This is a genomic window from Citrobacter sp. Awk 2 (genome assembly GCF_028069815.1).
Taxonomy (GTDB): Bacteria; Pseudomonadota; Gammaproteobacteria; order Enterobacterales; family Enterobacteriaceae; genus Citrobacter.
Genome location: NZ_JANEWL010000006.1, coordinates 52848 through 79650 on the forward strand (window position 1 = coordinate 52848; position 26803 = coordinate 79650).

At 53.5% G+C, this 26803-nt stretch carries 29 protein-coding genes; 7 read left to right on the top strand and 22 right to left on the bottom strand.

All coding sequences use genetic code 11. The annotated features are described in order from the left end of the window. Positions 1-62 precede the first annotated feature (62 nt). The 8 genes from proW to NNO02_RS03140 all read right to left on the bottom strand — a co-directional run bounded on the left by proW (position 63) and on the right by NNO02_RS03140 (position 7521). Positions 63-1127 carry a glycine betaine/L-proline ABC transporter permease ProW gene (gene proW / locus NNO02_RS03105; RefSeq protein ID WP_271449806.1) on the bottom strand — a complete coding sequence of 355 codons (1065 nt, stop codon included), beginning with the start codon at positions 1125-1127 and terminating at the stop codon, positions 63-65. Next, a complete protein-coding gene (gene proV, locus NNO02_RS03110) occupies positions 1120-2322 on the bottom strand; it encodes a glycine betaine/L-proline ABC transporter ATP-binding protein ProV (RefSeq protein WP_271454184.1) in 1203 nt (400 codons plus the stop codon). The genes proW and proV overlap by 8 nt, the downstream gene beginning before the upstream one ends. A gap of 354 nt (positions 2323-2676) precedes the next feature. Beyond that, positions 2677-3636 (bottom strand): class 1b ribonucleoside-diphosphate reductase subunit beta, encoded by a 960-nt coding sequence (gene nrdF / locus NNO02_RS03115; RefSeq protein ID WP_271454185.1) that lies wholly within the window; start codon positions 3634-3636, stop codon positions 2677-2679. A gap of 10 nt (positions 3637-3646) precedes the next feature. Further along, a complete protein-coding gene (gene nrdE, locus NNO02_RS03120) occupies positions 3647-5791 on the bottom strand; it encodes a class 1b ribonucleoside-diphosphate reductase subunit alpha (RefSeq protein ID WP_271454186.1) in 2145 nt (714 codons plus the stop codon). Continuing rightward, entirely contained in the window at positions 5764-6174 is a 411-nt protein-coding gene (nrdI, locus tag NNO02_RS03125) for a class Ib ribonucleoside-diphosphate reductase assembly flavoprotein NrdI (protein WP_271442293.1), read from the bottom strand. Before nrdI ends, nrdE begins: the two co-directional genes overlap by 28 nt. Beyond that, positions 6171-6416: a glutaredoxin-like protein NrdH gene (gene nrdH / locus NNO02_RS03130; RefSeq protein ID WP_271442294.1), complete on the bottom strand. Its 246-nt coding sequence runs from the start codon at positions 6414-6416 to the stop codon at positions 6171-6173. Before nrdH ends, nrdI begins: the two co-directional genes overlap by 4 nt. Positions 6417-6633: 217 nt before the next feature. Continuing rightward, complete coding sequence (locus NNO02_RS03135) at positions 6634-6984, bottom strand: hypothetical protein (RefSeq protein ID WP_271454187.1); 351 nt, start codon at positions 6982-6984, stop codon at positions 6634-6636. A 105-nt stretch (positions 6985-7089) separates the two neighbouring features. Next, positions 7090-7521, bottom strand: coding sequence for a carboxymuconolactone decarboxylase family protein (locus tag NNO02_RS03140; protein ID WP_271442295.1), 432 nt, complete (start codon positions 7519-7521; stop codon positions 7090-7092). A gap of 90 nt (positions 7522-7611) precedes the next feature. On the opposite strand from NNO02_RS03140, the gene pdxR reads away from it, so the two are divergent. Next, entirely contained in the window at positions 7612-8946 is a 1335-nt protein-coding gene (gene pdxR, locus NNO02_RS03145; RefSeq protein WP_271454188.1) for a MocR-like pyridoxine biosynthesis transcription factor PdxR, read from the top strand. 123 nt (positions 8947-9069) lie between these two features. Beyond that, the gene (locus NNO02_RS03150; protein WP_005122944.1) at positions 9070-9420 is read left to right on the top strand and encodes a DUF2002 family protein; all 351 of its coding nucleotides are present in this window, start codon (positions 9070-9072) and stop codon (positions 9418-9420) included. A gap of 37 nt (positions 9421-9457) precedes the next feature. Here the strand turns inward: NNO02_RS03150 and alaE are convergent, their stop codons facing one another. Beyond that, positions 9458-9907: an L-alanine exporter AlaE gene (gene alaE, locus NNO02_RS03155; RefSeq protein WP_003037259.1), complete on the bottom strand. Its 450-nt coding sequence runs from the start codon at positions 9905-9907 to the stop codon at positions 9458-9460. A 556-nt stretch (positions 9908-10463) separates the two neighbouring features. Here alaE and stpA point away from each other — a divergent pair. Next, positions 10464-10865, top strand: coding sequence for a DNA-binding protein StpA (gene stpA / locus NNO02_RS03160; protein ID WP_271442297.1), 402 nt, complete (start codon positions 10464-10466; stop codon positions 10863-10865). Between the two features lie 35 nt (positions 10866-10900). Here the strand turns inward: stpA and NNO02_RS03165 are convergent, their stop codons facing one another. From NNO02_RS03165 to NNO02_RS03175, 3 genes are all read right to left on the bottom strand, one after another. Beyond that, the gene (locus NNO02_RS03165; RefSeq protein ID WP_137383543.1) at positions 10901-11080 is read right to left on the bottom strand and encodes a hypothetical protein; all 180 of its coding nucleotides are present in this window, start codon (positions 11078-11080) and stop codon (positions 10901-10903) included. Positions 11081-11160: 80 nt separating this feature from the next. Then, positions 11161-11688, bottom strand: coding sequence for a rhodanese family protein (locus NNO02_RS03170; protein ID WP_271454189.1), 528 nt, complete (start codon positions 11686-11688; stop codon positions 11161-11163). A 9-nt stretch (positions 11689-11697) separates the two neighbouring features. Next, positions 11698-11997, bottom strand: a complete 300-nt coding sequence (locus tag NNO02_RS03175) for an ArsR/SmtB family transcription factor (RefSeq protein WP_075847557.1) — start codon at positions 11995-11997, stop codon at positions 11698-11700. A 175-nt stretch (positions 11998-12172) separates the two neighbouring features. On the opposite strand from NNO02_RS03175, the gene NNO02_RS03180 reads away from it, so the two are divergent. Then, the gene (locus tag NNO02_RS03180; RefSeq protein WP_006687217.1) at positions 12173-12331 is read left to right on the top strand and encodes a YqaE/Pmp3 family membrane protein; all 159 of its coding nucleotides are present in this window, start codon (positions 12173-12175) and stop codon (positions 12329-12331) included. Here the strand turns inward: NNO02_RS03180 and csiR are convergent. The 7 genes from csiR to NNO02_RS03215 all read right to left on the bottom strand — a co-directional run bounded on the left by csiR (position 12328) and on the right by NNO02_RS03215 (position 20520). Beyond that, on the bottom strand, positions 12328-13020 hold the full coding sequence (gene csiR, locus NNO02_RS03185; RefSeq protein WP_271454190.1) for a DNA-binding transcriptional regulator CsiR: 693 nt from the start codon (positions 13018-13020) through the stop codon (positions 12328-12330). The two genes, NNO02_RS03180 and csiR, sit on opposite strands and share 4 nt — an antisense overlap. A 45-nt stretch (positions 13021-13065) precedes the next feature. Continuing rightward, positions 13066-14466: a GABA permease gene (gene gabP / locus NNO02_RS03190; RefSeq protein ID WP_137383548.1), complete on the bottom strand. Its 1401-nt coding sequence runs from the start codon at positions 14464-14466 to the stop codon at positions 13066-13068. A 144-nt stretch (positions 14467-14610) separates the two neighbouring features. Next, positions 14611-15894: a 4-aminobutyrate--2-oxoglutarate transaminase gene (gabT, locus tag NNO02_RS03195; protein ID WP_271454191.1), complete on the bottom strand. Its 1284-nt coding sequence runs from the start codon at positions 15892-15894 to the stop codon at positions 14611-14613. Between the two features lie 25 nt (positions 15895-15919). Beyond that, positions 15920-17368, bottom strand: coding sequence for an NADP-dependent succinate-semialdehyde dehydrogenase (gene gabD / locus NNO02_RS03200; RefSeq protein ID WP_271442302.1), 1449 nt, complete (start codon positions 17366-17368; stop codon positions 15920-15922). A gap of 23 nt (positions 17369-17391) precedes the next feature. Continuing rightward, positions 17392-18660, bottom strand: a complete 1269-nt coding sequence (gene lhgO, locus NNO02_RS03205) for an L-2-hydroxyglutarate oxidase (RefSeq protein ID WP_271442303.1) — start codon at positions 18658-18660, stop codon at positions 17392-17394. Positions 18661-18679: 19 nt separating this feature from the next. After that, entirely contained in the window at positions 18680-19657 is a 978-nt protein-coding gene (gene glaH / locus NNO02_RS03210) for a glutarate dioxygenase GlaH (RefSeq protein WP_271450308.1), read from the bottom strand. Positions 19658-19917: 260 nt separating this feature from the next. Continuing rightward, positions 19918-20520 (bottom strand): short chain dehydrogenase, encoded by a 603-nt coding sequence (locus NNO02_RS03215; RefSeq protein ID WP_271454192.1) that lies wholly within the window; start codon positions 20518-20520, stop codon positions 19918-19920. A gap of 98 nt (positions 20521-20618) precedes the next feature. Here NNO02_RS03215 and NNO02_RS03220 point away from each other — a divergent pair, with 98 nt between their 5' ends. Continuing rightward, positions 20619-21515, top strand: coding sequence for a LysR family transcriptional regulator (locus NNO02_RS03220; RefSeq protein WP_271454193.1), 897 nt, complete (start codon positions 20619-20621; stop codon positions 21513-21515). Positions 21516-21599: 84 nt separating this feature from the next. Here the strand turns inward: NNO02_RS03220 and NNO02_RS03225 are convergent, their stop codons facing one another. The 3 genes from NNO02_RS03225 to NNO02_RS03235 are packed head-to-tail and all read right to left on the bottom strand — an operon-like array spanning position 21600 to position 24551. Then, positions 21600-23114, bottom strand: a complete 1515-nt coding sequence (locus NNO02_RS03225) for a tripartite tricarboxylate transporter permease (RefSeq protein WP_137383555.1) — start codon at positions 23112-23114, stop codon at positions 21600-21602. 10 nt (positions 23115-23124) lie between these two features. Continuing rightward, on the bottom strand, positions 23125-23559 hold the full coding sequence (locus NNO02_RS03230) for a tripartite tricarboxylate transporter TctB family protein (protein ID WP_105242189.1): 435 nt from the start codon (positions 23557-23559) through the stop codon (positions 23125-23127). A 14-nt stretch (positions 23560-23573) separates the two neighbouring features. Next, positions 23574-24551, bottom strand: coding sequence for a Bug family tripartite tricarboxylate transporter substrate binding protein (locus tag NNO02_RS03235; RefSeq protein WP_061068421.1), 978 nt, complete (start codon positions 24549-24551; stop codon positions 23574-23576). Between the two features lie 153 nt (positions 24552-24704). Between NNO02_RS03235 and tctD the strand changes: the two genes are divergently transcribed. After that, entirely contained in the window at positions 24705-25379 is a 675-nt protein-coding gene (tctD, locus tag NNO02_RS03240; protein WP_116360823.1) for a transcriptional regulator TctD, read from the top strand. Next, complete coding sequence (locus NNO02_RS03245) at positions 25366-26778, top strand: sensor histidine kinase (RefSeq protein WP_271454194.1); 1413 nt, start codon at positions 25366-25368, stop codon at positions 26776-26778. Before tctD ends, NNO02_RS03245 begins: the two co-directional genes overlap by 14 nt. The last annotated feature ends 25 nt before the right edge of the window (positions 26779-26803 follow it).

Below are 26803 nucleotides of genomic sequence, written 5' to 3' on the forward strand. Positions count from 1 at the left end.
ATTTTGTGTAAGCTAATGAATTGTAGGCCCGGTAAGCAATGTGTCACCGGGCAACGGGTGAACTACTTAGTGAAAGGGCGGGTGAGAAGCCCAACCGGACCGGTGGTGTACCAGCGACGGTTACCGCGGCTACGCGAGTCGCGGCCTACAGCCTGCGTCAGACGGTCCAGAATGATGGCGAGGATCACGATCCCTACACCGCCAACGGTAGCCAGACCCATGTCCAGACGGCCGATACCGCGCAGAACCATCTGACCCAAGCCACCGACGGCGATCATCGACGCGATAACCACCATGGAGAGTGCCAGCATCAGCGTCTGGTTCACCCCTGCCATAATGGTGGGCATCGCCAGCGGCAACTGCACTTTAAACAGCATCTGACGCGGGCTGGCACCAAATGAGCGCGAGGCTTCAATCAGATCGGCCGGGACCTGATTAATCCCCAGAATGGTCAGACGCACGATGGGTGGCAGGGCGAAGATAATTGTCACCACTACGCCGGGGACGTTGCCAATACCGAACAGCATGACGATCGGCACCAGATAGACGAACGCGGGGGTGGTCTGCATGGCATCCAGCAGTGGTCGGACAATCTTCGCCGCACGCGGGCTGCGCGCCAGCCAGATCCCCATTGGCAAGCCGATCACCACGCAGAACAGCAACGCGGTTAGCACCAGCGCCAGGGTGATCATGGCCTGCGACCAGGCACCGATAGCACCGATAGCAATCAGTGAAATCAGCGTGGCTGCGCCCATTCCGATGCCGGAAATTTGCCAGGCGATCAGGGCGAACAGGATAATGGCCACCGGCGCAGGCATACCCAGCAGGAGTTGCTGGAAGCCATTGAGTATGTAATCCACCGGGACTCGAATGCCCTGGAAGACAGGACGGAAATGGGTGACCACCCAATCGATCCCTTCGGTGACCCAGCTATCCAGCGGGATCAGCGTTTTATGGAATGGATCCATAATATTGAAATGCTCTGGTGCCGGTGCCGGTGCACTGGTTAGCCAGTCTGCGCTAGCGCCGTCGGCAGGTGCGCCTGCGGGGGTCCCCCAGGCATCAGCAGATTGCGCGGCGCTATCGGCCGCAGGTGCGGTATCCCACGGATTGGTTTGATCAGCCATTGTTTGCCCCCTCGCGATCTAAAGCCTGTAGCAGCATGCGTTTTGAAATGATGCCCACATACTGTTGTTCCTCATCGACAACCGGCACCGCGCACGGGGCCTGACCGACATGAGAAAGTAACTCGCTAAGAGGCGTTTGTGCATCCACGGCTAGCGGCTCGTTGATTAATGCCGCATCAATACCTTGTGCCTGGCTTAATGCGGTTTTTAATGAATCGATCGACACCACACCGACGAATTTATTACCGCGTTCAATCACGTAACCATATTCGCGATCTTTGTCCTGCAGTAATTGCAGGGCCGAACGGGGGCCGACGCCTGGCGTTTTACGAATTAGCCCTTCAGGGCTACGACGGGATATATCTTTAGCGCTAAAGACCTGACTAATATCTACGCCACGGAAGAAGGTACGCACATAATCATTCGCCGGGTTATTCAGGATTTCATCCGGTGTACCGACCTGTACCACTTCACCGTTTTGCATAATGGCAATTCTGTCGCCAATACGCATCGCTTCGTCAAGATCGTGGGAAATAAAGACCACGGTACGCTGATGCTTCGCCTGGAGTTTTACCAGTTCATCCTGCATTTCGGTGCGAATTAACGGATCGAGCGCAGAGAAGGCTTCATCCATTAATAAGATATCGGGATTGATGGCTAATGCGCGGGCGAGACCCACGCGCTGGCGCATTCCGCCGGAAAGTTCATCCGGGTAGCCGTGCGCGTAATTCTCCAGACCTACCTGACGTAACGCATCCAGCGCTTTTTCACGACGCTCTTCAGCGGCAACACCGGCTAATTCCATGCCGAATGCCGTATTGTCCAACACCGTCATATGCGGCATCAGAGCAAAGGACTGGAAGACCATCGCAATCTTTTTTCTGCGCACCTCGCGAAGTTCAGCATCGGAGATTCGGGCAATGTCTACGCCGTCTATCAATACCTGTCCGCGGGTGGGTTCAATCAGGCGATTGAGAAGGCGTACCATTGTGGATTTACCCGAACCAGATAATCCCATGATGACAAATATCTCGCCTTCTTCAATGGCCAGACTGGCGTCTTTAACGCCAAGCGATAGCCCTGTTTTATCCAGAATTTGCTCTTTTGAAAGTCCTTTTTCAATATATTTGAACGCTCTCTGGGGATGCTCGCCAAATATCTTATAGAGATTTTTAACTTCTAATTTAATTGCCATGCAATAGAATGATTCCTGTTATTTGTTTATATCGATATATTACCTGATGGAAATAGTGACCTTTTTCTACCCTAACATACTGAGAATCTGAGACAACCCTGAATTTGTTTGTGGCATGAATATTGCCAAACGTCAGATGGCGGGATTTCCCATGATATAAGGGCTGAGCGCGGATGAGCCTTGAGGGATATTTTTTGTAAATGACACTGAAAATGCGCCTGAATTGTTGAAATACAGGCGAATATTGCGGCTGATATTGAGTGTAGATCACCCAATCATATTTGTGTGATAAAAATGTGATCTCGTTAAAATATTAACGCGGAAAATGTAAGGTATTTCCCGCGGAAGGAAACGTTAAAAATTCCAGTCGTCATCTTCTGTTTCGACGGCTTTACCCATCACATAAGATGACCCTGAACCAGAGAAGAAATCATGGTTTTCGTCTGCGTTGGGTGAGAGCGCAGCGAGGATTGTCGGGTTCACATCCGCCATTTCTGCCGGGAACAGGGCCTCATAACCTAAATTCATTAGCGCCTTATTGGCGTTGTAGCAGAGAAAGGCTTTGACGTCTTCTACCCACGGGGTTTCCGCATACAGTTCCTCCGTATAACGAACTTCGTTGTCATATAATTCCATCAACAGATCGAGGGCATAATTCTGTAGCGCGTCACGCGTAGAGGGTGAAACGTGCTCCAGACCTTTTTGGTATTTATAGCCAATGTAATAACCATGAACTGCTTCATCACGAATGATCAGGCGGATAAGGTCTGCGGTATTCGTCAACTTGCCGCGGCTGGAGAAATACATCGGTAGCCAGAAGCCGGAATAGAACAGGAAGGATTCCAGAAATACGCTGGCTATTTTCTTTTTCAGCGGTTCCTCGCTGGCGTAATGCGTCAGAATTATCTGTGCCTTGTGCTGGAGCGGAGAATTTTTCTCACTCCAGAGGTAAGCCGCGTCCACATCTTTGGTCTGACAAAGCGTGGAAAAAATAGAACTGTAGGAGCGCGCGTGCACGGCTTCCATAAAGCTGATATTCGACAGTACCGCCTCTTCATGTGGCGTGATTGAATCCGCCATTAGCGCGGGGGCGCCGGCGATATTCTGAATCGTGTCGAGCAGCGTCAGGCCGGTAAATACGCGGATAGTGAGCTGCTGCTCGGCAGCGCTCAACGTTTGCCATGCCGGAATATCATTGGAAAGCGGGACTTTTTCCGGTAGCCAGAAGTTACTGGTCAGGCGATTCCATACCTCAAGGTCTTTATCATCTTCAATCTTGTTCCAGTTGATGGCGCTGACGCGAGATAGTTTCATTCTGTTCTCCTTACAGTGCGCATGACACGCAACCCTCAATTTCGGTTCCTTCCAGCGCCAACTGGCGTAACCGTATGTAGTACAACGATTTGATACCCTTACGCCAGGCGTAGATCTGTGCCTTGTTGATATCTCGGGTGGTAGCGGTATCGGGGAAAAAAAGCGTCAGTGAGAGTCCCTGATCAACATGCCGTGTCGCTTCGGCGTAGGTATCAATGATCTTTTGTGGGCCAATCTCGTAGGCATCCTGATACAGGGCCAAATTCTCGTTGGTCATAAATGGGGCAGGGTAGTAAACGCGCCCGGTTTTACCCTCTTTGCGAATTTCCACTTTCGATACAATCGGGTGAATGCTTGAGGTTGCGTGGTTGATATAGGAGATCGAACCGGTCGGCGGAACGGCCTGTAAATTCTGGTTATAGATGCCGTAGCGCATCACATCATCCCGTAGTTGCAACCACATCTCCCGGGTGGGCAATGTAATGCCGCTTGTGGCAAACAGTGCGCGGACTTTCTCTGTTTTAGGCTGCCAGTCTCCCTGCAAATACTGGGTAAAGTACTCGCCGTTGGCATAGCGTGACTGACTAAATCCGGCAAAAGATGTACCGCGTTCACGGGCCAGTTTCATTGACGTATTCAGGGCATGCCAGGTGATGGTGTAAAAATAGAGATTGGTAAAATCCAGCCCTTCCGGCGAACCATAGGCGATCCCTTCCCGCGCCAGATACCCGTGCAGATTCATCTGCCCAAGACCAATCGCGTGTGACGCACTGTTCCCGGCTTCAATGGAAGGAACACTGCGGATATGGCTCATGTCCGAGACGGCGGTTAAGCCGCGCACGGCTGTTTCAACGGTACGAGCAAAGTCAGGTGAATCCATGGTATGGGCAATGTTCAGCGATCCAAGATTGCAGGAAATATCATGCCCTACCTGCGTATAGCCCAGTGCCTCATCATAGGTTGATGGACTGTTGACCTGTAAAATCTCCGAGCACAGGTTGCTCATATTGATGCGACCGGCAATCGGATTCGCACGGTTCACCGTATCTTCAAACATAATGTAGGGGTAGCCAGACTCAAACTGAATCTCTGCCAGTCGCTGGAAGAAGTCGCGGGCATGAATGTATGTTTTGCGCACACGCGTGTCGGCAACCAGTTCGTCATAGCGCTCGCTCACGGCGATATCACCGAATGGTTTGCCGTAAAGGCGTTCTACGTCATACGGTGAAAACAGCGCCATCTGCGCATTTTCTTTGGCCAAACGGAAGGTGATATCCGGGATCACCACACCGAGCGAGAGCGTTTTGATGCGGATTTTTTCATCGGCATTTTCACGTTTGGTATCGAGAAAACGTAAAATATCGGGATGGTGCGCGTGCAGATACACTGCGCCCGCGCCCTGACGTGCGCCCAACTGATTAGCATAAGAAAATGCATCTTCCAGCATTTTCATTATCGGGATCACGCCGGAAGACTGGTTTTCAATACGCTTAATAGGCGCTCCGGCCTCGCGCAGATTCGAGAGTAAAAACGCCACGCCGCCACCGCGTTTGGAAAGCTGCAGCGCTGAGTTTACCGCCCGGCCGATGGACTCCATGTTGTCTTCAATGCGTAGCAGGAAGCAGGAAACCAGCTCCCCACGCTGTTGTTTGCCGCAGTTTAAGAAGGTTGGCGTGGCGGGTTGAAAACGACCCGAGAGCATTTCATCAGTGAGCTGCATGGCGAGCGCCTCGTCACCCTGCGCCAGAGTGAGTGCCACCATCGTCACGCGATCCTCGAAATCTTCAAGGTAGCGTTTGCCGTCAAAGGTTTTCAGTGTATAGCTGGTGTAGTACTTCCAAGCGCCGAGGAATGTCTGAAAGCGGAATCCGCTGGCGTGGGCGTGGGCAAACAGCTTCACCACGAACGCGCGATCGTAGCGGGCTAAAACGCTTTCGTCGTAATAGCCTTCACGAATCAGCGTTTCCAGGCGTTCCTGCTGACTGGCAAAGACCACCGAATGAGGACGGACGTGGGTAGCAAAAAAAGCTTCCACCGCCTGATGATCTTTATCGAGCTGAATCCGCCCGGCTTTATCGTACAGATTTAGCATGGCGTTCAGGGCGTGATAATCCAGTGCTGGCTGGATTACGCGTTCTGCGGTTGTCGTTGCCAAAATTCGCTCACTCCTTTTCGAACGTTTTCGATATCGCTTTGCGTACCCATCAGCTCAAAACGATAGAGCCATGGCACGCCGCATTTTTGCGAGACGACCTCACCCGCACGCCCATAGGCCTCGCCGAAATTGCGATTGCCAGATGCGATCACGCCACGGATTAATGCCCGGTTATGAGGATCGTTTAAAAAGCGGATCACCTGACGCGGGACTGCGCCTGCCGTACCGCCGCCGCCGTAAGACGGCACGATTAAAATGTAAGGCTCGTCTACCCGGATCCTCTCGCGTTCATTCAGTGGAATGCGGATGGCGGGCAGCGCCAGACGCAGCATAAAGCGGTGCGTATTTTCGGAGCTGCTGGAGAAGTAGACGAGGGTCGTCATGCGCTGACCACGCGGGGTTCCGGGCGCAGGCGATTGATCATGTCCGGGCGAAATCCTGACCAACGGGTTTCACCTGCCACCACGACAGGCAACTGACGAAAACCTTGCTCGCGCAGGGTATCTGCCAGTTCAGGCTGCAAATCGACATTCACCATCTCAACGTCAAAACCACGGCTTTCCATCGCCCGTTTTGTGGCGTGGCACTGAACACAGTTATTACGAGTGTAAATAATAATACGCATGATTCGTATTTCCATTTAAAAGTAAAAGAGCGATGCATATTGGACATCGGCTTGTGTGGGTGCTGATAGAGAAGATACTAGATGTAGATGAAAGAAGATTCAACCATACAAGATATGGGAATTTTAGATTGATGATACCCAGGGTGATGAGCGGAGCGGGAACGGGATATGGACTATAACAGGTTGCCGGATGGCGACGCGTTGCGTCTTATCCGGCCTACAGGAGAGTACATCCCTGACCAGATAAGGCATTTATGCCGCCATCCGGCGGCGCATAATGACATGCGTTTGCCAACGGCAAGGAGAGCGCATCGTAGGCCGGATAAGGCATTTTTGCCGCCATCCGGCGGCGCATAATGACATGCGTTTTCCAACGGCAAGGAGAACGCATCGTAGGCCGGATAAGGCATTTATGCCGCCATCCGGCGGTGCGTAATGACATGCGTTTTCCAACGGCAAGGAGAGCGAATCGTAGGCCAGATAAGGCATTTTTGCCGCCATCCGGTGGTGCGTAATGACATGCGTTTTCCAACGGCAAGGAGAGCGCATCGTAGGCCGGATAAGGCATTTATGCCGCCATCCGACGGCGCATAATGACATGCGTTTTCCAACGGCAAGGAGAGCGCATCGTAGGCCGGATACGGCATTTATGCCGCCATCCGGCGGCGCATAATTACATACGCATACCCACAGCCAGGCGGTTAAAGCAGTTCATCAGGCTGATTGCGAAGGTCAGGTCGCTTATTTCTTTGGCACTAAAATGGTCAAGCAGTGGCAGATAAACATCGTCTTCGGCATGGCTACTGGCGACATGAGTGACGGACTCGGCCCATGCCAGTGCCGCACGTTCTCGTTCGCTGAAATGGTGACTCACACGCCAACCCGCCAGCGCATCCAGACGGGCTTGCTCCACGCCAGCTTTGCGCAGCGCTTTGCTGTGCATTTCAAGGCAAAATGCGCAGCCGTTGATTTGTGAAACCCGCAGGTAAATCAGTTCTGTCAGCGTGGGTTCCAGTGCGCAGTTTTCCAACGCTTTGCTTGCCTGAACCAGGGCGCTATAGACTTCAGGACTGAGTTCGTAATAGGGCTGGCGTAACATTGTCATGGTATTGCTCCTCATTTGGATGACCTGCAATGTAGCACTATAATGGTCTGCTAAAGAGAGCCATATTTTTACTTAAAAAGCAGACCATAAATGCCGCGCTACCAGCAAATTGCCCGTCAGTTAAAAACCGCTATTGAGAAAGGCGATCTTAAGCCTGGCACAAGATTACCCTCCAGCCGAACCTGGTCCCAGGAACTGGGCGTTTCACGTTCGACGGTAGAAAACGCTTATGCTGAGTTGGTGGCGCAGGGCTGGCTTACGCGACGCGGTCAGGCGGGAACCTTTGTCAGCGAGCAATTGCGACTGGAAACCTCGCCCGCAACCCCTACCGTATTCGCCGGAGAAAACGGCACACCACAGCTTTTTCAGATGGGATTGCCAGCGCTTGATCTTTTTCCGCGCGATATCTGGGCACGGGTCATGGGACGACGTTTGCGCACCCAAACACGTTTTGACCTCGCGGTGGGGGATGTTTGTGGTGAACTGCTGCTACGCCAGGCGATAGTCGATTACCTGCGAGTGTCACGCAGCATTGAATGTCTTCCGGAGCAGGTTTTTATTACGTCGGGTTATGCGGCATCAATGATGTTGATCCTGCGTGCGCTGGCTACACCCGGCGAGGGGATGTGGGTCGAAGATCCCGGTTTTCCATTGATTCGGCCCGTGGTCACCCAGGAACGCGTTGAGCTGATGCCTGTAGCGGTTGATGCCGATGGCCTTGATGTCAGCGCGGGGATCCGCCACTACCCACAGGCGCGTTTTGTCTTGCTGACACCTGCACACCAAAGCCCACTGGGCGTGGCGCTTTCTCTGGCCCGCCGTCACCAGTTGCTGGAATGGGCCGATCGCGCACAGGCGTGGGTAATCGAAGATGACTACGACAGTGAGTTTCGTTACCACGGCAAACCGTTACCACCGCTTAAAAGTCTGGATGCGCCGCAGCGGGTGGTTTATGCGGGCACGTTCAGTAAATCGTTATTTCCCGCTTTACGCATAGCCTGGCTGGTGGTTCCGCTGACTCAGGTCGCACATTTTCGCCAACAGGCAGCGCTAACGGCTTGCAGTGTGCCGGTTTTATGGCAACAAACGCTGGCCGATTTTATGCGCGACGGTCATTTCTGGCGGCACTTAAAACGGATGCGCCAGCATTATGCCCAACGGCGTCAATGGATGGAAAGCGCTCTGACAGAGCAGGGGTTTAGCGTGGTACCACAAGAGGGCGGGATCCAACTGGTGATCGCCGTGGCGGGGGATGACACTGCGTTAGTACGCAAAGCGAATCAGGTCGGGTTGGCGGTTCAGGCCTTAAGCCGATGGCGCATCACCTCAGCAGGTAAGGGGGGAATATTACTGTCATTTACCAATATCCGAACGGCGGAAATGGCGCAGCAGGCTGCATATCAACTCCGGTTGGCGCTGACATAAATTTGCGTTGTTCTTAAGATATTCATCTCACCGTCTGCACTCGTTTATGGACTTTTCTGAAAGCGTTGCTAATGCTGAATCAGGTAAGGTAGGCCCGCAGTAAAAGATAACGAGGAAAATAATATGTATTTACGACCTGATGAGGTGGCGCGCGTACTTGAAAAAGTGGGCTTTACCGTTGATGTAGTCACACAGAAAACATACGGTTATCGACGTGGCGAGAATTATGTATACGTAAACCGTGAAGCGCGGATGGGGCGTACCGCATTGGTTATTCATCCCACGCTAAAAGAGCGTAGTTCTTCACTGGCAGAACCAGCCACGGATATTAAAACCTGCGATCACTATCAGCAATTCCCGCTTTATTTAGCCGGCGATACTCATGAACATTATGGTATTCCACACGGCTTTAGCTCGCGTATCGCGCTGGAACGTTATCTGAATGGGTTGTTTGGCGACGTGAGTTCAAACTGATAACGCGACTGGCGGTGCCAGTCGCGATGAGATGTTTTTACGCTTTAGCCTGGTGGTAGCTGCTGACCTTAAACAGGCGGCGGCAATAATCAAGGAAGTAGCCATATACTGCACCCATCAGCATTGAGACCACGATGTTTGAACTTACCGCAGCCGTGATCTGGTGCCAGTCAGCGCCAACCGTCAGCAGAATAATCACATACACCGGTGACTGGAACGTGACATAGGCCAGCACATCCGCCAGATTTTTTGCCCATCCTGCCTGCGTAGCTTTGCGTGCCGCGCGCATAAACAAATCGCGGTACATACCGTATGGCCAGGCGATCAGGATGTTGACGGGGATGGCGACCAGTCTGGAATACAGTGACTGTTCGAAGCTCATTCCTGAAAGGAATATCTCGATCAACATGTTCACGACAGAACAATAAACAACCATCGCGAACGTGTCTGCTACAGCATGACGCAAGCGTGACTGCGGAGAGAACATGTTAATGCTCCTTGTAAAAAGGGGAAAAAAGGTTTTCAATACCTTTGTTGCTAGTGATTTGTCTTGTCGCTTTCGCGTTTTAATAGGATATCTGCCTACATAATAACTAGCAACTAGCTTAAAATTTTTATTTATTGCCTTTTTGTCGATAAAATGCTCTGCGATGGTTTGTTTTTTGTTCGTTTTGGCATTTTCGTTGTCATGCAAATTAAAATCATTAAAAATCAATAAGTTGTTTTGACTTGTTTTTCTGAACTTTTTGCGCTCCTTTTTGAATGTTGACGAATATTTCGCATATCTACCGCAACGCCTGTGCGATGCCTATATTGGTTTATCTGGTGCGGCAGTGAGATATCACGACGTCTATTTATTCTGGTCGCTGGCCGAATATAAAATATCGGTGACTAAAATTCATTGTATGACAAGGTAAATAATATTAGCGATTGTCGTTTTAATATCTTGCGACAAAAAAGAGACTGGAAAAAGAAAAAACACTCGCATACAATTTGCGTCGTAATACCGATTTTTGTTTTTGCGTTAAAGAGGTTTTATTAATATGAGTTCAATGTTAAAAAACTTAAATAATATTCGATCGCTACGTGCCATGGCGCGTGAATTATCCGTCGAGGTTCTGGACGATATGCTGGAAAAACTCCGGGTAGTCACCAAAGAACGACGTGACGAAGAAGAACAGCTGCAGCGCCAACGTGCAGAACAGCAGGAAAAAATTAATACACTGCTGGCGATGATGAAAGCCGATGGGATTGATCCTGAAGAACTGTTGAGTATGTCGGCGGCAATGTCGCGTTCGGTTAAAAAACGTCAACCACGTCCGGCGAAATATCGTTTTACGGATACCAATGGTGAAACAAAAACATGGACTGGACAAGGCCGCACGCCGAAGCCGATTGCGCAGGCGCTGGCTGCCGGTAAATCTCTCGATGATTTTTTGATCTAATATCAATGCGGTGAGGGGAACCTCACCGCTTATTTTCAGCAGACGCCGAAATCGCCTTCTTCAGAATATCGCGTGACATCAGCAGTTTTTAGGGTGTATTTTTCGCCGCTTTCATTGCTGGCTTGTACAGCCACAATTTGTTCGTCTTTCACTTCGACAACTTTCAGTTTTGGTCCGCCCATACGCGGTTGCACCAGATCGCCAGGTTTAAACATATTGCGCTCCTTTCTTAATCACAAAGCCCACCATAGATCACGTCAATCGGCGGGTACAGCGCTGTTTCTTCTATTACCGCTTAATGAGTACGTCGGTTCCAGGGCATTTTGTCGAGCAGTCGCGCCATACCGCAGAAGCCAGTTACACCCGCAAGTACCAGCCCCGCACCAACAAAACCGCTGAGTAAGAAGAAGCCGCTGTTAACGGCATAACCGAGAATGACGCCAAGCAAGGCAAGACTGCCTGCGGCAATCTGCACCTGACGCATTAGCGGCAACGGTTGTGAGCTATCTTTTGCAACCGGCAGACCTGCCGCTTTCCAGCCGTCGATTCCACCCTCAAGCAGCCAGACCTGTGCTGGCGCGGCGGCGGCATTCAATTTTGCCGCCGCATTTTGTGTACGCTTGCCTGACTGGCAGTGAAAAATAATGCGCTCAGCCCGTAAGTTTGCGGGGAGTGAACCCTGCTCCAGGGTGGATAGCGGTGCCAGGTGCGCCTCGGGAATATGCTCGTACAGATACTCGTCAGCGTCGCGGATATCAATCAGTTTTGCGCCCTGAGCTAACAGCGTCTGCGCCTCGTGGGGGGAAATCATCCCAATGGTCATAGTGGTTCCTTATGGGCAATACAGTGTTTTTAATGTGGCGATCAGCGAGTTCACGGCCGCATTTTTAATGGAGTAAAGGATGCGCTGGGCATCACGCTGGCTGTCTATCAGCCCCTCTTCGCGCATTCTTGCCAGATGCTGCGAGGTGGCCGATGCACTAAGACCAGTAACGCGGGCTAACTCTCCCGCGCTGGTACCCGGTGAGCCACAAAGCATGCACAAAATCAGTAACCGTTTTGGATTACTCATCGCTTTGAGTAGGGCGGCAGCCTGTTCTGCGCTGGCCTGCAGTTGTTCGAGTTCAGTCATATATACTTTAGTGTTTTCTAAGTTAAGCTAATTCTAAAGTAAGTGAGCATCGTACGCCAGCGTAAAGAGCGTAAAGGAGGGTAAAACAGCAGGGGAAGCCAGGCAGAGTTGGATAAACTCACTAACCTTAGATTTCTAAGAAATGATTATTTTTTTTTGCTTGTATGGAGTGTGTATGGGTTTCTGGAGAATCGTTTTTACTATTATTCTGCCTCCGCTTGGCGTGTTGCTGGGGAAAGGATTCGGCTGGGCATTTATCCTCAATATCGTTTTGACACTGTTGGGCTACATCCCAGGCCTTATCCATGCCTTCTGGGTCCAAACTCGCGACTAGGCTTTTCCCGTCAGCAGTTTGCCGGACATGGCTTGCTGAATAATGGGTATTGGCGTCAGCAGGTGCTGGCGCATTAACTCGCTGGCGCGGGCGGCATCGCGCGCCAGAATCGCTTCGGTAAGCGTTTGATGCTGATCGTGCTTATCTTCCAGCATCTCTACCGACAGCACCGTTTTACGCAACCAGATGAAACGGTATCGTGCCGCCAGAGAGAACAGCCGTTCACGCATTTGCAGCAGATATTGCGAACCACAGCCAGCAACAATCGCCGTGTGAAACGCCTGATGGCGCTGATCCCACTCATCAAGCATCTGCTCGCTGGCGTCAACGGCCTCCAGCTTGCTGAGCATATGCGCACGCGCCAGAATCTCGGCTTCCCAGGCGTCGTCGCCACGCGCGATAGCCAGACCCACCAGCATGGCTTCCATATTGGCGCGGGCATCGAAAATATCGAGTAACTCTTGCTCGGACATCGGCGCCACCCGATACCCTTTCTGATTGACCACCGTGACCAGTCGCTCTACAACCAGTTGCGAAAGCGCTTCGCGCAGTGGCCCAACGCCCAGTTCATAACGTGAGGTCAGCAGGCTCATACGCAGTTTCTCATCAGGCTGATATATACCGCGGATGATATCGTTCTTCAGCCAGCGGTACCCATCAATGGCCGTCGGTTGGGAAATGGCGGTCATGGTCTTACTCCTGAATAAATGTCCCGGCCTGCGCCGGGATCAGATTTAATGCGTATTTTGCAACGGTGTTTTTTGCCACGATAGCAGTTTTTTCCAGCGTGACATAATGGGCACGGTGCAAATAATCCCGATGGCGAGTAGCCCGGTCGACACCACCTCCAGCTGTTGCGCCGGACGGAAGAGCATCACCACTAATACGAAGACAATAAAGGCGATCACCAGCCAGGTAAGCCATGGAAAGAGCCACATTCTCAGTTTAATTTCACCGCCCTGCGCCAGCAGGATTTTGCGCATCCGTAACTGAGAAATAGCAATCACCAGATAGACCAGCAGTGCGATGGCGCCGGAGCTGTCGATCAGAAACTTAAATACTTTGGCCGGCGCGTAATAGTTGACGATAACGGTGAGGAATGCCGCCCCGGTAGAGAGTAGTACTGCCACATACGGCGTTTTGCTGCGGTTTGTTTTACCCATAAAGGCAGGGGCATCGCCACGACGGCTCAGGGAATAGAGCATACGGGATGACGTATATAGCGCGGAGTTCAGGCAACTGGTTACCGACAGCAAAATGACGCAATCCATGATCAGCTTTGCATGCGGAATATGCAGCAACTCCAGTACCGAGCGGTACGACCCAACCTCTTTCAGTCCCGGCATGTTCCACGGGATCAGCGCAACCACCACGAAAATGGAACACAGATAGAAAATAGAGATACGCCAGATAACCGAGTTTGTCGCCCGTACGATGTGTTTATCCGGGGTGTCGGATTCTGCGGCGGCAATGGTGACAATCTCCGCGCCCATAAAGGAAAACATGGTGATTAGCATCGCACTGAGTACTGCGCCAAAACCATTGGGCATAAAGCCGCCCTGATCCCACAGTCGTGAAACGCCGCCGACTTCCGCGTAGGGATAGAAGCCGCTAATCGCCGCTGCACCGAGGGCGATAAATGCCAGAATGGCAATCACTTTACACAGCGCCAGCCAGAATTCAAACTCGCCGTAATTTTTGACGCTCAGCAAATTACTGCCGGTTAATGCCAGGGTGATAACCAGGGAAAACAGCCAGATAGGCACTCCAGGGATCCATGAATGCAGGATGATGGCCGCAATGTTAGCTTCCAGCGGGATCACCAACACCCAGAACCACCAGTACAACCAACCGATGGTATAACCGGCCCATGGCCCGATAGCTTTATCGGCGTAGGTGGAGAAGGAACCTGTATCGGGTGTGGCAACGGCCATTTCGGCCAGCATGCGCATAATCATGACCACCAGTAACCCGGCGAACAGATATGCCAACAGCACCGCCGGACCGGCTTCGGCAATCGCGACGCTTGAGCCTACAAATAAACTGGCGCCGATAACCCCGGCAATGGACAACATGGTGACGTGGCGTGATTTCAGCCCGCCCCCTAAATCATGTGATTGTGACACTTGCCCCATCTTTAAACCTCGTTATTGTTATTGACGTCGCTTCCTGCACCTTACCCGTAGGCCCGGTAAGCGGAGCGCCACCGGGCATCACAATATTTCCGGAAGCGGCGCATGCGCTGCTTCCGGCCTACAATCCCCGTTCAGATACGGGGGTTACCCCTGCTTCGCCTCGGCAAAACACTGAGCAATAATGTCCAGACCCTGACGGATTTGAGCCTCTTCAATGGTGAGTGGAACAAGGATGCGCAGCACGTTGTAGTAAGGCCCGCAGGAGAGCAGGATCAACCCTTTGTCACGTGCACGCGCGACGACGTCGGCCGTCAGTTTGGCATCGGGTCTGGTGTGGTCGCCATCTTCGAACAACTCGATGGCAATCATTGCGCCCAGCCCGCGTACATCGCCAATCTCGCGGTGCGTTTCCGCAATGGCCAGCAGACCATCGCGCAGGGTTTTGCCCAGGTCGTTCGCTTTTTGCAGCAGGTTTTCCTGCTCGAAAATGTTCAGCACCGCCAACGCGGCGGCACAGGCAATCGGGCTACCGGCATAGGTACCGCCCAGACCACCCGGTGGGACGGCGTCCATCACCTCAGCACGTCCGGTGACACCGGCCAGCGGGAAGCCACCGGCGATGGATTTTGCGAAGGTAGTCAGATCGGGGGCTACACCCATTTGCTCCATCGCAAACAGCGTACCGGTACGCCCTGCGCCGCTCTGCACTTCATCGGCAATCAACATGATCCCGTGTTCGTCACAAATTGCGCGCAGGCGCTGCATAAAGGCCGGGGAGGCGGCGTAAAAACCACCTTCGCCTTGTACGGGCTCAATGACGATAGCGGCAATATCTTCCGGGGCCGCGTCGTTTTTGAAAATACGGTGGATGCTGGCAATCGCATCGTCATCGCTGATACCGTGCAGCGCGCAAGGGTACAGCGCACGATACACATGACCCGGCATCAGCCCCATGCCAGCAGAGTACGGGTTCACTTTCCCGGTTAATGAGAGGGTGTAGTGGGTACGGCCATGATAGGCACCGCTAAAGGCGATGGTCCCGGTACGTTTGGTGGCCGCGCGGGCGATTTTCACCGCATTTTCCACCGCTTCAGAGCCGGTGGTGACCAGCAGGGTTTTCTTGGCGAAATCACCCGGCACTTTCTTGTTCATAATCTCACACAGTTCGAGGTACGGCTCATAAGCCAGCACCTGGAAGCAGGTATGTGACAGTTTTTTCAACTGTGCTTCTACCGCAGAGACAATCTGCGGATGCAGGTGACCGGTATTCAACACCGCAATACCGCCAGCAAAATCGAGGAACTCACGGCCTTCAACGTCCCAAACCCGGCAGTTTTCTGCGCGTTCGGCAAAAATCGGGTGGATCTGTCCTACGCCACGAGGAACGGCGTTACTGCGACGTTGCATGAGTTCTTTATTGGTGCTCATCAGGTGTTCTCCAGTATTTATTTTATTAAAGGCCAATACACATATATTTGATTTCTAAGTAGTCTTCGATGCCGTACTTCGAACCTTCGCGGCCAAGACCGGAGGCTTTAATGCCGCCAAACGGGGCCACTTCATTTGAGATGATGCCGGTATTAATGCCGACGATGCCGTATTCCAGCGCTTCGCCAACGCGGAATACCCGGCTTAAATCACGGGCGTAGAAGTAGGCCGCCAGCCCAAACTCGGTGTCGTTGGCCTGGGCAATGACGTCAGCTTCATCTTTAAAGCGAAACAGCGGTGCCAGCGGGCCGAAGGTCTCTTCTTTGGCGACCTTCGCGTTATCAGGCACATCTACCAGAATAGTGGGCTGGAAGAAGTTGCCGCCCAGTGCGTGAGCCTTACCCCCCGCCACGATGCGTGCGCCTTTATCCAGCGCGTCGGCGATGTGTTCCTGCACTTTGGCGACGGCTTTTTCATCGATCAGCGGCCCGGTGGTGACGTCAGGTTGCAGACCGTCACCGAGGTGCAGCTTGCTCACCGCCTGCTGGAGCTTGTCGGCAAACTGCTCATACACGCCGTCCTGAACATACAGACGGTTGGCGCAGACGCAGGTCTGCCCGGCATTACGAAACTTCGATGCCAGCGCACCTTCCACGGCTTTATCAAGGTCGGCATCATCAAAGACGATAAACGGCGCATTGCCGCCCAGTTCGAGTGACACCTTCTTGATATCTTTGGCGCACTGCTGCATTAGCTGGCGTCCAATTTCAGTGGAGCCGGTAAACGACAGCTTGCGTACCAGTGGGTTGCCGGTCAGCTCATTACCAACAGCACTGGCTGAACCGGTCACGACGCTGAAAACACCTGCCGGGATCCCGGCGCGATTGGCCAGTTCAGCCAGCGCCAGCGCGGAGTACGGTGTCTGGCTGGCGGGTTTGAGCACCATCGTGCAGCCTGCCGCCAGCGCCGGACCGGCTTTACGGGTGATCATTGCGGAAGGGAAGTTCCACGGAGTGATAGCGGCGGTAACGCCGATCGGCTGTTTGATGACGATCAGACGCTTATCTGCCTGATGGCCGGGAATGGTGTCGCCGTAAATACGTTTGCCCTCTTCGGCAAACCACTCGATAAATGAGGCGGCATAAGTGATTTCGCCTTTGGCCTCAGCCAGCGGCTTACCCTGTTCCAGCGTCATCAGGCGGGCGAGATCGTCCTGGTGCTCAATCATCAGATTGAACCAGCGACGCAGAATATTGGCCCGCTCTTTCGCGGTCAGCGCTCGCCATGCGGGCAGGGCGCGATTCGCGGCCTCAATGGCTTCGCGGGTTTCATCCGCCCCCATTTTCGGTACGCTACCCAGCTGCTGACCATTCGCGGGGTTGGTCACCGCGATGGTCTCGCCGCTGTTGGCGTCACGCCAGTGTCCGTCGATCAGTGCCTGCTGGCGAAACAAGGTGGGATCGTTAAGTTGCATGATTGCTTCCTGTCTTAAAAAGGTTAACGGGTGAACGCGGCGTGTAATGTCTCCACGCTACGTGCCGCACGCAGCGTGCGTCCGGGATTACTCTGGTTCTCCAGAAGGGCGTGAACTTTGCTGACGATATGCGCGCCGATCGGGAGAGCTGACGTTGCCGCGGGAGACGGGGCGTTACAGGTGTGAATCGAACGCGGCGTGGTGACAAACAGGAAATCGTCAATCAGCTTGCCGTCCGGTGACACCGCCTGTGCCCGCACACCTGCAGGCCACGGCTGCAGATCTTTCTGCGTCAGGCTCGGGCAATACTTTTGCACCAGCCGCAAATATCCGCTTTTGCACAGCGAGTTTTTCATTTCACCAAGCCCGGAACGCAGGTTGTTTTGCAGCACGCGGCGGATGCCGGAAGAGCCGAGGATCTCCAGCGTATCGCTAAGCGAGAAGTCGCGTTTACGGTAGCCTTCGCGTTTAAATGCCAGTACGGCGTTCGGACCCACCGTAACGCTGCCGTCTATCATGCGGGTGAGATGCACACCGAGGAATGGCATCGCCGGGTCGGGGATCGGGTAGATCAGATGATTGACTATCTGGTTATGTTCTGACGCCAGGCGGAAGTATTCGCCGCGGAACGGGCAGATGATGAATCCGGGCTCAATGCCAAGCATTTTCACCAGCCGATCGGCCATCAGGCCGGAACAGGTAATCAGGCTCGAACCCTCATACTCCTGACCCTGACGGGTCTGCACGATAACGCCGGTGGCGTGTTCCTTTAACGCGCTGACCTCCGCGTTGTAAATAATCTCACCGCCTTTGGCCTGGAAAATCTTCGCCATCGCAGCGGTGACTTCGCGGTAGCTGACTATTCCGCTCGACGGGACAAAAATACCGCCCAATCCAGTGATGTTCGGCTCACGCTCACGCAGTTCTTCGGCGTTTAACCACTCGCGCTCTAAACCGTTAGCGGCAGTGCGATCCCATAAGGCACGCATCCGCTCCATTTCCAGCGCCGAGGTGGCAACCAGCATTTTTCCGCAAACGTCATAGCGGATGCCGTTTTGGTCGCAAAAGGCTTTGGTGGCGCGATTTCCGGCCAGGCAAAACTGCGCCTTCAGGCTACCGGGGGTGTAATAGACCCCGGCATGAATCACGCCGCTGTTGTGGCCCGTCTGGTGGCAGGCTGGACCGGACTCTTTCTCCAGCAACGCAATTCTGGCATCCGGGTAGACATCGATCAGCTGCATGGCAGTCGACATGCCGATAATGCCGCCGCCAATAATCACAAAATCATACATCCGCTATTTTCCTTCGCGCTTACTGGTGGGTCTGGTAATGGTGGGTGGCATAGGCGAAATAGCCACGCTGACGCATCAGTTCGCGACGCAGGTCAGGATGCGAGGTGAAGCGGTCGCGACCGTGAAGCCAGAACAGGTTGTTGATCAGCAAGAATTTACCGACCGATACCGGAACGGAAAGAATGTTCTTGCTGGTTTCCAGCGCATCAGACAGGTCGCTCAGCCAGACGCCTTCTTCATAGTCTTTTGGCTGGACGAACTGGTCGATATAGCGCATGACCGGACGGCCCTGCTGGTCAACGTCAAACACCGGATGGAATACGTCCTGGCTAACATTTTTGCTTGGTGGTGCGGCAAAGCGCATGGCACGGCGTGCCAGCGGGTGGGTAAAATACTGATCCAGATGTTCCCAGTCATCGAGATGGAGCAGCAGCGAGTTACCGCCAGTCATGTTCTGCTCATCTATCTTCATCATCAGTACATAGTCGGTGATTTCTTCGAGGTATGTACCGTCGTTATGCAGTTCCATGACTCGGTGCGGCTGACGCAGATAGCTATCTGAGTTATCGACGTTTTTCACCACGAAGCGCGCATAGTACTGACCGCTCATTGCATCAAAATTTGAGCGTCCGATAAGATGCGCGACGGCTGTTGCCAGTTTGACCATCTCTTCTGCCTGTGCCACGTCATCAACGCCCACGGCATTGATCAGCAGTGCGCCTTCAGCACGATCCAGCAAGGTTTTTAGTAGCAGAGGCTGCAACTGATTGCCGCACAGGGCGTCGAGGATCTGACCCACTTTGAAACGCAAGAAAGATTTGTATTCCAGGGCCTGTACCGGCCACTGCGCGACGGCTTGCAGAAATTGCTCCGTTGTCTCAGCACAGAAAGTCAGCTCCAGTAAGCGTGGCGACTGGGCTGATGGTTTCAGTGTGAAGCCGCTGTAGTGTTGGGCTGGATCTTCAGCGTTCGGTTGTACGGCAGTCAGTGCGTTCATCAGAATCGATCCTCTCAGTAGATTGTCAGGGAGACATGGCGATGCTCGTTTCGTAGCCATAAATTAAAAATATCTACATTTTTGAAAAACGCGCACAGAACGAGCTTGTTTGTTTATTATTTGTGATCAAAAGCAACAAATATTTAACATTATAAAGGGTGAGGTTAAATGAAAAGCGCGGGAGATAAACAGGAGAATGTTATTTAAAAACAGAGGATTAATAGTGCTGCCGCTGCTGGGACACAGCGGCAGTAAAAATGTTAGTAACCGACTTTATAAATACGTCCGGTTTGAATGCCTTCCACGCTGCGGCGGTAAGCATTGGCCACGGTTGCCGCTGGCACGCTTTCAAAGCCAGGGAAGAATCCATCGTAGGCTTCAGCAGATTCACTCAATACGGTCGGGCTAATCAGGTTAATGCGCAAGCCGCGTCCTAACTCGCAGGCTGCTGCGCGCACAAATCCTTCCAGCCCGGCATTTATGGTCGCCGCATTTGCCCCCTGGGCAATGGGTTCATGGGCGATAATGCCGCTGATAAGCGTAATGGAACCGCCATCATTCAGGTAATGTTGTCCGGTTAAAGCCAGACGCACCTGGCCTAACAACTTATCCTGCAGACCCTGATTAAATTCACTGTCGGTCATCGTCGATAGCGGGCCAAAGAACAGATTGCCGGTGGCGGAAACAATCGAATCCACGCGCCCTGTTTGTTCAAATAGCGCCTGAACGCTCTCTTGTGAGGTGATATCGACCTGGTAATCACCCTGCGTGCGGCCCACGCGGATCACCTCATGTTTACGGCTCAACGTCTCTGTGACTGCACGACCGACTGTACCGCTGGCACCAATAATGACGATTTTCATAACCACCTCCGCAATAGTGTGAGCCGCTATTCTTTAATGAAAATGAAATCAGATAAACTGGCTAAAAGTTAGATGATTACTAACCAGGGGTTTGCAATATGGATAAGCTGCGCGGCATGGAAACGTTTATCGCGGTGGTGGAAAGTGGAAGCTTTACCGGTGCGGCAACGCGACTGGAGATATCAGCGGTGATGGTGGGGAAATATATCGCCCTGCTGGAGGCGCAGCTTGGTACGCGTCTGCTGGAACGTAACACTCGCCGTCAGAGTCTGACCGATGCCGGGCGCGTTTACGTTGAAGAAGTGCGTCGGGTACTGGAGCAGGTTTCGATCGCTGAACGTTCGGTCGAACGGCTACGGCGGGCTCCGGCGGGTACGCTACGCATCAGCGCACCAACCTCCTTTGGGGCTTGTGTTGTCTCGCCGCTGGCTGCGGATTTTTTGCAAACATGGCCAGAAGTACGCATTGAACTGGATCTGACCAACCGAATGGTGGATCTGGTCGATGAAGGGGTCGATCTGGCGATACGTATTGGTGATATTCATCAGACGGATGTCGTGGCGAAATATCTGGGTCCGTACCGTATGGCGATCTGTGCGTCACCGGACTATCTTGCCCGACACGGTACACCACGAACGCCAGGGGATCTGGTGGATCATCTGTGTTTGTCGCATACCGTGTGGACGGCACGTAATGAATGGAAACTGCCGGGTGTGGCGGGTGAGGTCAGGTGGAAACGTGACGCGATTTTGCGCTGTAACGATGGCCATGGCCTGCGCATGGCGGCGGTAGCGGGAGCGGGGCTGCTGTTACAACCAGAGGTTTTGTTGGCAGAAGAGCTCGCGAATGGCCGACTGGTCCGGGTGCTGGAGGGGTTTACGCCGCAACCGCGGCCAATTCATTTGTTGTGGCGACAGGATTTACGCCCACTGCCCAAGCTGACGCAATTTGTTGAACATGTGCTGGAAGGAACGCAGGGGCTGCGCGGAAAATAAAAATGCCGGATGGCGTTGCGCTTATCCGGCCTACAACCGAGCCAAGTTGTAGGCCGGATAAGCGCAACGCCATCCGGCAATTCGTTAGCCGATATCCACCTGCGGCTTATTGTTGCGTTTGCGGATCAGGCGCAGTACTGGCGGGATAACGATAACCATGACCGCCATCACCAGCAGGACTTTCGCCACGCCGCTGGCCCACAGAATATCCATGCTGCCATTACTGATGGACAGGGCACGACGCAGGTTCTGCTCCAGCATTTCCCCGAGCACAAATCCGAGAATCAACGGAGACATCGGGAAGTGCATTTTACGCAAAATGTATCCCAGTACGCCGAGACCAACCATCAGTACCAGATCGAAGGTCGTGCTGTGGACGGCATACACACCGACCGCCGAAACCGCCGCAATGGCCGGAACCAGGAACCACAGCGGAATGGTCAGCATGCGGGTGAACAGACCGATTAACGGGATGTTCATGACCAGCAGCATCACGTTCGCAATCAGCAGCGCCGCGATCAGTCCCCAGACGATATCCGGTTGTTCGGTGAACATTGCCGGCCCTGGCGTGATGTTGTACAGCGTCAGCGCACCCATCATTACCGCCGTGGTGCCCGAACCGGGTACGCCGAGCGTCAGCATTGGGATAAACGAGCCACAGGCCGAAGCATTGTTGGCTGCCTCTGGTGCGGCAACGCCACGAATGTCCCCCTTCCCAAAGCTGTCGCTGTTACCGCTGAGCTTTTTCTCGGTCATGTAGGTGATAGCACTGGCGATGGTTGCCCCGGCGCCGGGCAGGACGCCGACGAAAAAGCCAATCACCGATGAGCGCAGCGTTGCGCCCACGCACTGCATACCTTCTTTGGCATTAAACAACATGCGGCCCGTTTTACGCACCAGCGTTTGGCCACTGCTGGTATGTTCCAGCATTAATAATATTTCTGAGACAGAGAACAGCCCAATCACTACCACGATAAACTGCACACCGTCGGAGAGATGAACACTGTCAAAGGTGAAGCGATAAACCCCGGTGTTGGCGTCTACGCCGACGGTCGCGAGCCCGAGACCGATAAGCGCTGCCAGAAATGATTTCAGTGGATTCTGTGCCATCATGCTGCCGAGACAGGCAATGGCGAAGACCATTAAGGCAAAGTATTCTGCAGGACCGAATGACAGCGACCATTGTGCTAACGCCGGGGCAAACAGAATGATACCGCCGATAGCGATAAGCGAACCGAAGAAAGAACTGACCGCTGAGATAGAAAGCGCCACGCCGCCACGTCCCTGTTGGGCCATTGGGTAGCCGTCAAGGGCGGTCATAATGGCTGCCGCATCGCCAGGAACATTGAGCAGGATAGAGGAGATGCGCCCGCCGTATTCGCAGCCGATATAAACAGTCGCCAACAGGATCAACGCAGACTCTGCAGGCAGATGCAATGCGAAGGCCAGCGGCAGCAGGATCGCCACACCGTTGATTGGCCCCAGACCCGGTAGCAACCCAACAATGGTGCCGACAAAGCAGCCGATCAAGGCGATAACCAGGTTTTCCGGCGTCATCGCCACCGCGAAACCCTGAGAAAGATAAATCCAGGTATCCATCGTTTCTCCGTTAACCCAGCCAGGCGCCGAGTGGTAAGGTGACGTCAAGCAGTCGGTCGAAGGCATACCACAGCAGAATGCCGAGAACCGAACCGGAAATGCCCGCTGCCGGGATGGTTGCGCCGAACAGCATGCCAATCACCACGGTGAGAATGGCAGTGGCAATGGGAAAGCCTAACCATTCAAACCCCCAGGCGTACATCAACAACACAATCACCATCGTGAGCAGCTTTTGCAGCACGTGGCGGCGAGGCCAACTGATGGTGTCCGGGTGGCGCAACAGCAGCGCGACGGCACACAACAGCATCAAGCTGATAATGCCAAGCGGAAAGGGACGTGGCCCGACGGGTTCATAGCTGTATTCGCTGCTGATTTGCCAGGCCACGAACAGCCCGGCTATACAGAGCAACAGCCAGATACCCGCGAAAATACGATCGCTCATCATCTTTGCCCCCGGGCTTATTTCGCAAGGCCGAAGGCTTTTGCCTGCTCACGGTAATCCGTGACCTGTTTCTTCACGTAGTCATCGAGTTGCTTACCGCTCATGTTGAACTCGAACAGGCCACGCAAATCACGCTGCTTTTTAAATTCATCGGTCTGCTGGAGCTTATTAAAGGCATCAACCCACCACTGGTAATCCGCATCGCTCACTTTTGGCCCAACATAGAAGCCGCGAATAATCGGCCAAACAAGGTCATAACCCTGCTCTTTGGCGGTAGGGACATTGGCTAACTGGCCCGGCAGACGTTCGTCAGAGAACACCGCGAGTACGCGGATCTTGTCGCCGCTGAGATAGGGCACCATTTCACTGAGATCGCCGGAAACCACCTGCACGTGATTGCCCATCAGCGCGGTCACCGGTTCGCCACCCCCTTCAAAGGCGACATAACGCATTTTGTGCGGGTCGACGTTGGCTTTTTGCGCCAGCAGCGCCGACTTCATCCAGTCCTGACTTCCAATAGAGGCTCCCGCGCCAATAACGACACTGTTGGGATCTTTCTCCATGGCAGTCAGCAGGTCTTTCAGCGTCTTCCAGGGGGAATCACTACGCACGGCAATCATGCCGTAGTCGGTGCCTACACTCGCCAGCCAGCGCACGTCATCGACACCATAGCGGCCGAATTTACCTTGCGACAGGTTTAGCAGGGAGCCGCCGGAGAATGCCACTACGGTTCCGGCTTCGGCAGGACGTTGCGCGACGATAGCGTTATAGGCCACGGCACCCACGCCACCGGGCATATAGGTTACGCGCATCGGTTTTTCGATGGCGCCCGTTTCCATCATGCTCACCTGAATCAGCTTACAGGTGAGGTCGAACCCACCGCCGGGTTTCGCCGGAGCAATGCATTCGGTGCGCGATGGCGCTTGTTCAGCTAAAGCAGAGGTACTCATCAATAAAATGCTTGCAGTAAGGGTACGAAGTAATTGTTTTTTCATTGTTTATCCTCACGCCGGAAAACCGGATTTTCGGGTACGGAAGAAGATTTTTGTGATTATGTGAGCCGATGTGTAGCAGTTCGGTTGCGTGATTGTTAAAACATTAACCTTTCAATTCCCTTTCAATGCGGCAGAAACTTTACAGGATGTGATATGCGTCTCTTATTAGCGGAAGATAACCGTGAGTTAGCTCACTGGCTGGAGAAAGCGCTGGTACAAAACGGCTTTGCCGTTGACTGCGTGTTCGACGGCCAGTCGGCCGATCATCTTTTACACAGTGAAACGTACGCGCTGGCGGTACTGGATATCAACATGCCGGGGTTGGATGGTCTGGAAGTCGTCCAGCGCCTACGCAAACGCGGGCAGACGCTGCCGGTTTTGTTGCTGACGGCGCGCAGCGCGGTAGCCGATCGGGTGAAGGGGCTGAATGTAGGGGCTGATGATTATCTGGCTAAGCCGTTTGAACTTGAAGAGCTTGATGCCCGGCTGCGGGCCTTGCTGCGGCGTAGCGCAGGCCAGGTGCAAGGGATACAGCAACTGGGAGAATTGGCGTTTCACGATGAAGGTTACTTTCTGTTGCAAGGACAACCGCTGGCGCTGACACCGCGTGAGCAGGCTCTGCTGACAGTGCTGATGTACCGTCGACTGCGCCCGGTTTCACGCCAACAGTTGTTTGAGCAGGTGTTCAGTTTGAGTGATGAGGTCAGCCCCGAAAGTATTGAGCTGTATATCCATCGGTTGCGGAAGAAACTGCAAGGGAGCGACGTGCGTATCGCGACGCTGCGTGGTCTGGGTTATGTGCTGGAGCGCTGTGATGAGGTGGGTTAAGCCCCAGTCGTTGTACCTGCAATTGCTGATGTTCCTGGGGCTACCGCTGCTGTTGCTGTGGGGACTCTCGGCGTTTAACAGCTACGTTAGCGCATTACAGGCCGCGACGCAGGCGTATGACCGGACGCTGCTCTCATCGGCCAGAACGGTTTCTGAACGACTGGTGGTACGCAATAAGCACCTGGAAGTCAACGTGCCGTGGGTGGTACTGGACAGCTTTGAACTGAACATGAACGATCGGCTGTATTACAAGGTGGTCGATCCGACGGGGAAGGTTATCTCAGGTTATGACGATTTACCGGCCATGCCGCCCGCGACCTCGCGTACCCGGCTGTATCCGGCGTTAGCGTGGTTTTATCATACGGAATATCGCGGTGAAGCGATCCGCGTGGCACGCCTGCTCCAGCCGGTCAATGAGGGCGGGATTGTTGGCATGGCCGAAATTTATGTCGCCGAAACGCTGCAATCACGTCGTTATCTGGCGCGGCAACTGCTGTTTTCCTCATGGGTGTCACAAGGTCTATTGGTTCTCCTGACGCTGGTGCTGGTCGGTTGGCTATTACGTCGGGTATTGCGCCCCATGCGCCAGTTGTCATCGCTTATGGTTCGCCGCGAACCAGGACTGCTGACGCCATTGCCGGAGTTACTGCCGTGGTCAGAAACCCGTCTGCTGATTGTTGCGTTCAACCGCTATATCGACCGATTGCGCGGGCTTATCTCCCGCCAGGAGCGCTTCAGCGCAGATGCTTCCCATCAGCTCAAAACACCACTGGCAGTGCTAAAAACGCAGGCGGCAGTGGCTTTGGCGAGTCCGCAGCCGCAGCAATGGTATGAGAGCTTACAGGCGATGAGTTCAACGCTGGATAATACGATTCAACTGACGGAAAGGTTGTTACAGCTTTCCGCGGTGAAGCGTAAAGAACAGGGGGAAAGGCACTTTTCGCCCGTTAATCTGTATGACGTGGTGCAAACCAGCTGTTTTACCCGTATGGCGCAGGCGCGCAGTAAAGCCATCGATCTGGGGTATGAGGGGAAGCAGGAGGCGCTGTGGATTGAAGGGGATGAGGTGCTACTCGGTGAGCTGTGCGGAAATCTGCTGGATAATGCGCTGAAATATACGCCAGTACGGGGCGTGGTGACGGCACGTTTAGTGCGCGAGGGGGAAGCCGTGGTGCTGGTGGTTGAAGATAGCGGGCCAGGTATTGATGAGCAACGGGTGCATCAGGCGCTGTTGCCGTTTCATCGCCTGGATAACGTCGGCAACGTCCCAGGCGCAGGAATAGGCCTGGCTCTGGTCAACGATATTGCGCGTCTACACCGCACACACCCGCAGTTGTCGCGCAGCGATACGCTAGGGGGATTGAGCGTACGAGTACGATTTTTAAGCATCACGAACTGATATCTTTATTTCCCGAGTGCAGATT

Bases quoted from the DNA above. Each gene is read 5' to 3' on its own strand.
- pdxR (WP_271454188.1), top strand. From the start codon at position 7,612: ATGCCGCGCTACCAGCAAATTGCCCGTCAGTTAAAAACCGCTATTGAG.
- NNO02_RS03165 (WP_137383543.1), bottom strand. From the start codon at position 11,080: ATGTTTAAACCTGGCGATCTGGTGCAACCGCGTATGGGCGGACCAAAA.
- gabD (WP_271442302.1), bottom strand. From the start codon at position 17,368: ATGCAACTTAACGATCCCACCTTGTTTCGCCAGCAGGCACTGATCGAC.
- gabP (WP_137383548.1), bottom strand. From the start codon at position 14,466: ATGGGGCAAGTGTCACAATCACATGATTTAGGGGGCGGGCTGAAATCA.
- NNO02_RS03180 (WP_006687217.1), top strand. From the start codon at position 12,173: ATGGGTTTCTGGAGAATCGTTTTTACTATTATTCTGCCTCCGCTTGGC.
- nrdI (WP_271442293.1), bottom strand. From the start codon at position 6,174: ATGACGACCCTCGTCTACTTCTCCAGCAGCTCCGAAAATACGCACCGC.
- NNO02_RS03230 (WP_105242189.1), bottom strand. From the start codon at position 23,559: ATGATGAGCGATCGTATTTTCGCGGGTATCTGGCTGTTGCTCTGTATA.
- NNO02_RS03175 (WP_075847557.1), bottom strand. From the start codon at position 11,997: ATGACTGAACTCGAACAACTGCAGGCCAGCGCAGAACAGGCTGCCGCC.
- NNO02_RS03150 (WP_005122944.1), top strand. From the start codon at position 9,070: ATGTATTTACGACCTGATGAGGTGGCGCGCGTACTTGAAAAAGTGGGC.
- csiR (WP_271454190.1), bottom strand. From the start codon at position 13,020: ATGACCGCCATTTCCCAACCGACGGCCATTGATGGGTACCGCTGGCTG.
- proV (WP_271454184.1), bottom strand. From the start codon at position 2,322: ATGGCAATTAAATTAGAAGTTAAAAATCTCTATAAGATATTTGGCGAG.
- NNO02_RS03220 (WP_271454193.1), top strand. From the start codon at position 20,619: ATGGATAAGCTGCGCGGCATGGAAACGTTTATCGCGGTGGTGGAAAGT.
- NNO02_RS03140 (WP_271442295.1), bottom strand. From the start codon at position 7,521: ATGACAATGTTACGCCAGCCCTATTACGAACTCAGTCCTGAAGTCTAT.
- NNO02_RS03235 (WP_061068421.1), bottom strand. From the start codon at position 24,551: ATGAAAAAACAATTACTTCGTACCCTTACTGCAAGCATTTTATTGATG.
- NNO02_RS03225 (WP_137383555.1), bottom strand. From the start codon at position 23,114: ATGGATACCTGGATTTATCTTTCTCAGGGTTTCGCGGTGGCGATGACG.
- nrdF (WP_271454185.1), bottom strand. From the start codon at position 3,636: ATGAAACTATCTCGCGTCAGCGCCATCAACTGGAACAAGATTGAAGAT.
- NNO02_RS03170 (WP_271454189.1), bottom strand. From the start codon at position 11,688: ATGACCATTGGGATGATTTCCCCCCACGAGGCGCAGACGCTGTTAGCT.
- tctD (WP_116360823.1), top strand. From the start codon at position 24,705: ATGCGTCTCTTATTAGCGGAAGATAACCGTGAGTTAGCTCACTGGCTG.
- alaE (WP_003037259.1), bottom strand. From the start codon at position 9,907: ATGTTCTCTCCGCAGTCACGCTTGCGTCATGCTGTAGCAGACACGTTC.
- NNO02_RS03215 (WP_271454192.1), bottom strand. From the start codon at position 20,520: ATGAAAATCGTCATTATTGGTGCCAGCGGTACAGTCGGTCGTGCAGTC.
- NNO02_RS03135 (WP_271454187.1), bottom strand. From the start codon at position 6,984: ATGCCTTATCCGGCCTACGATGCGCTCTCCTTGCCGTTGGAAAACGCA.
- proW (WP_271449806.1), bottom strand. From the start codon at position 1,127: ATGGCTGATCAAACCAATCCGTGGGATACCGCACCTGCGGCCGATAGC.
- glaH (WP_271450308.1), bottom strand. From the start codon at position 19,657: ATGAACGCACTGACTGCCGTACAACCGAACGCTGAAGATCCAGCCCAA.
- gabT (WP_271454191.1), bottom strand. From the start codon at position 15,894: ATGAGCACCAATAAAGAACTCATGCAACGTCGCAGTAACGCCGTTCCT.
- nrdH (WP_271442294.1), bottom strand. From the start codon at position 6,416: ATGCGTATTATTATTTACACTCGTAATAACTGTGTTCAGTGCCACGCC.
- stpA (WP_271442297.1), top strand. From the start codon at position 10,464: ATGAGTTCAATGTTAAAAAACTTAAATAATATTCGATCGCTACGTGCC.
- lhgO (WP_271442303.1), bottom strand. From the start codon at position 18,660: ATGTATGATTTTGTGATTATTGGCGGCGGCATTATCGGCATGTCGACT.
- NNO02_RS03245 (WP_271454194.1), top strand. From the start codon at position 25,366: ATGAGGTGGGTTAAGCCCCAGTCGTTGTACCTGCAATTGCTGATGTTC.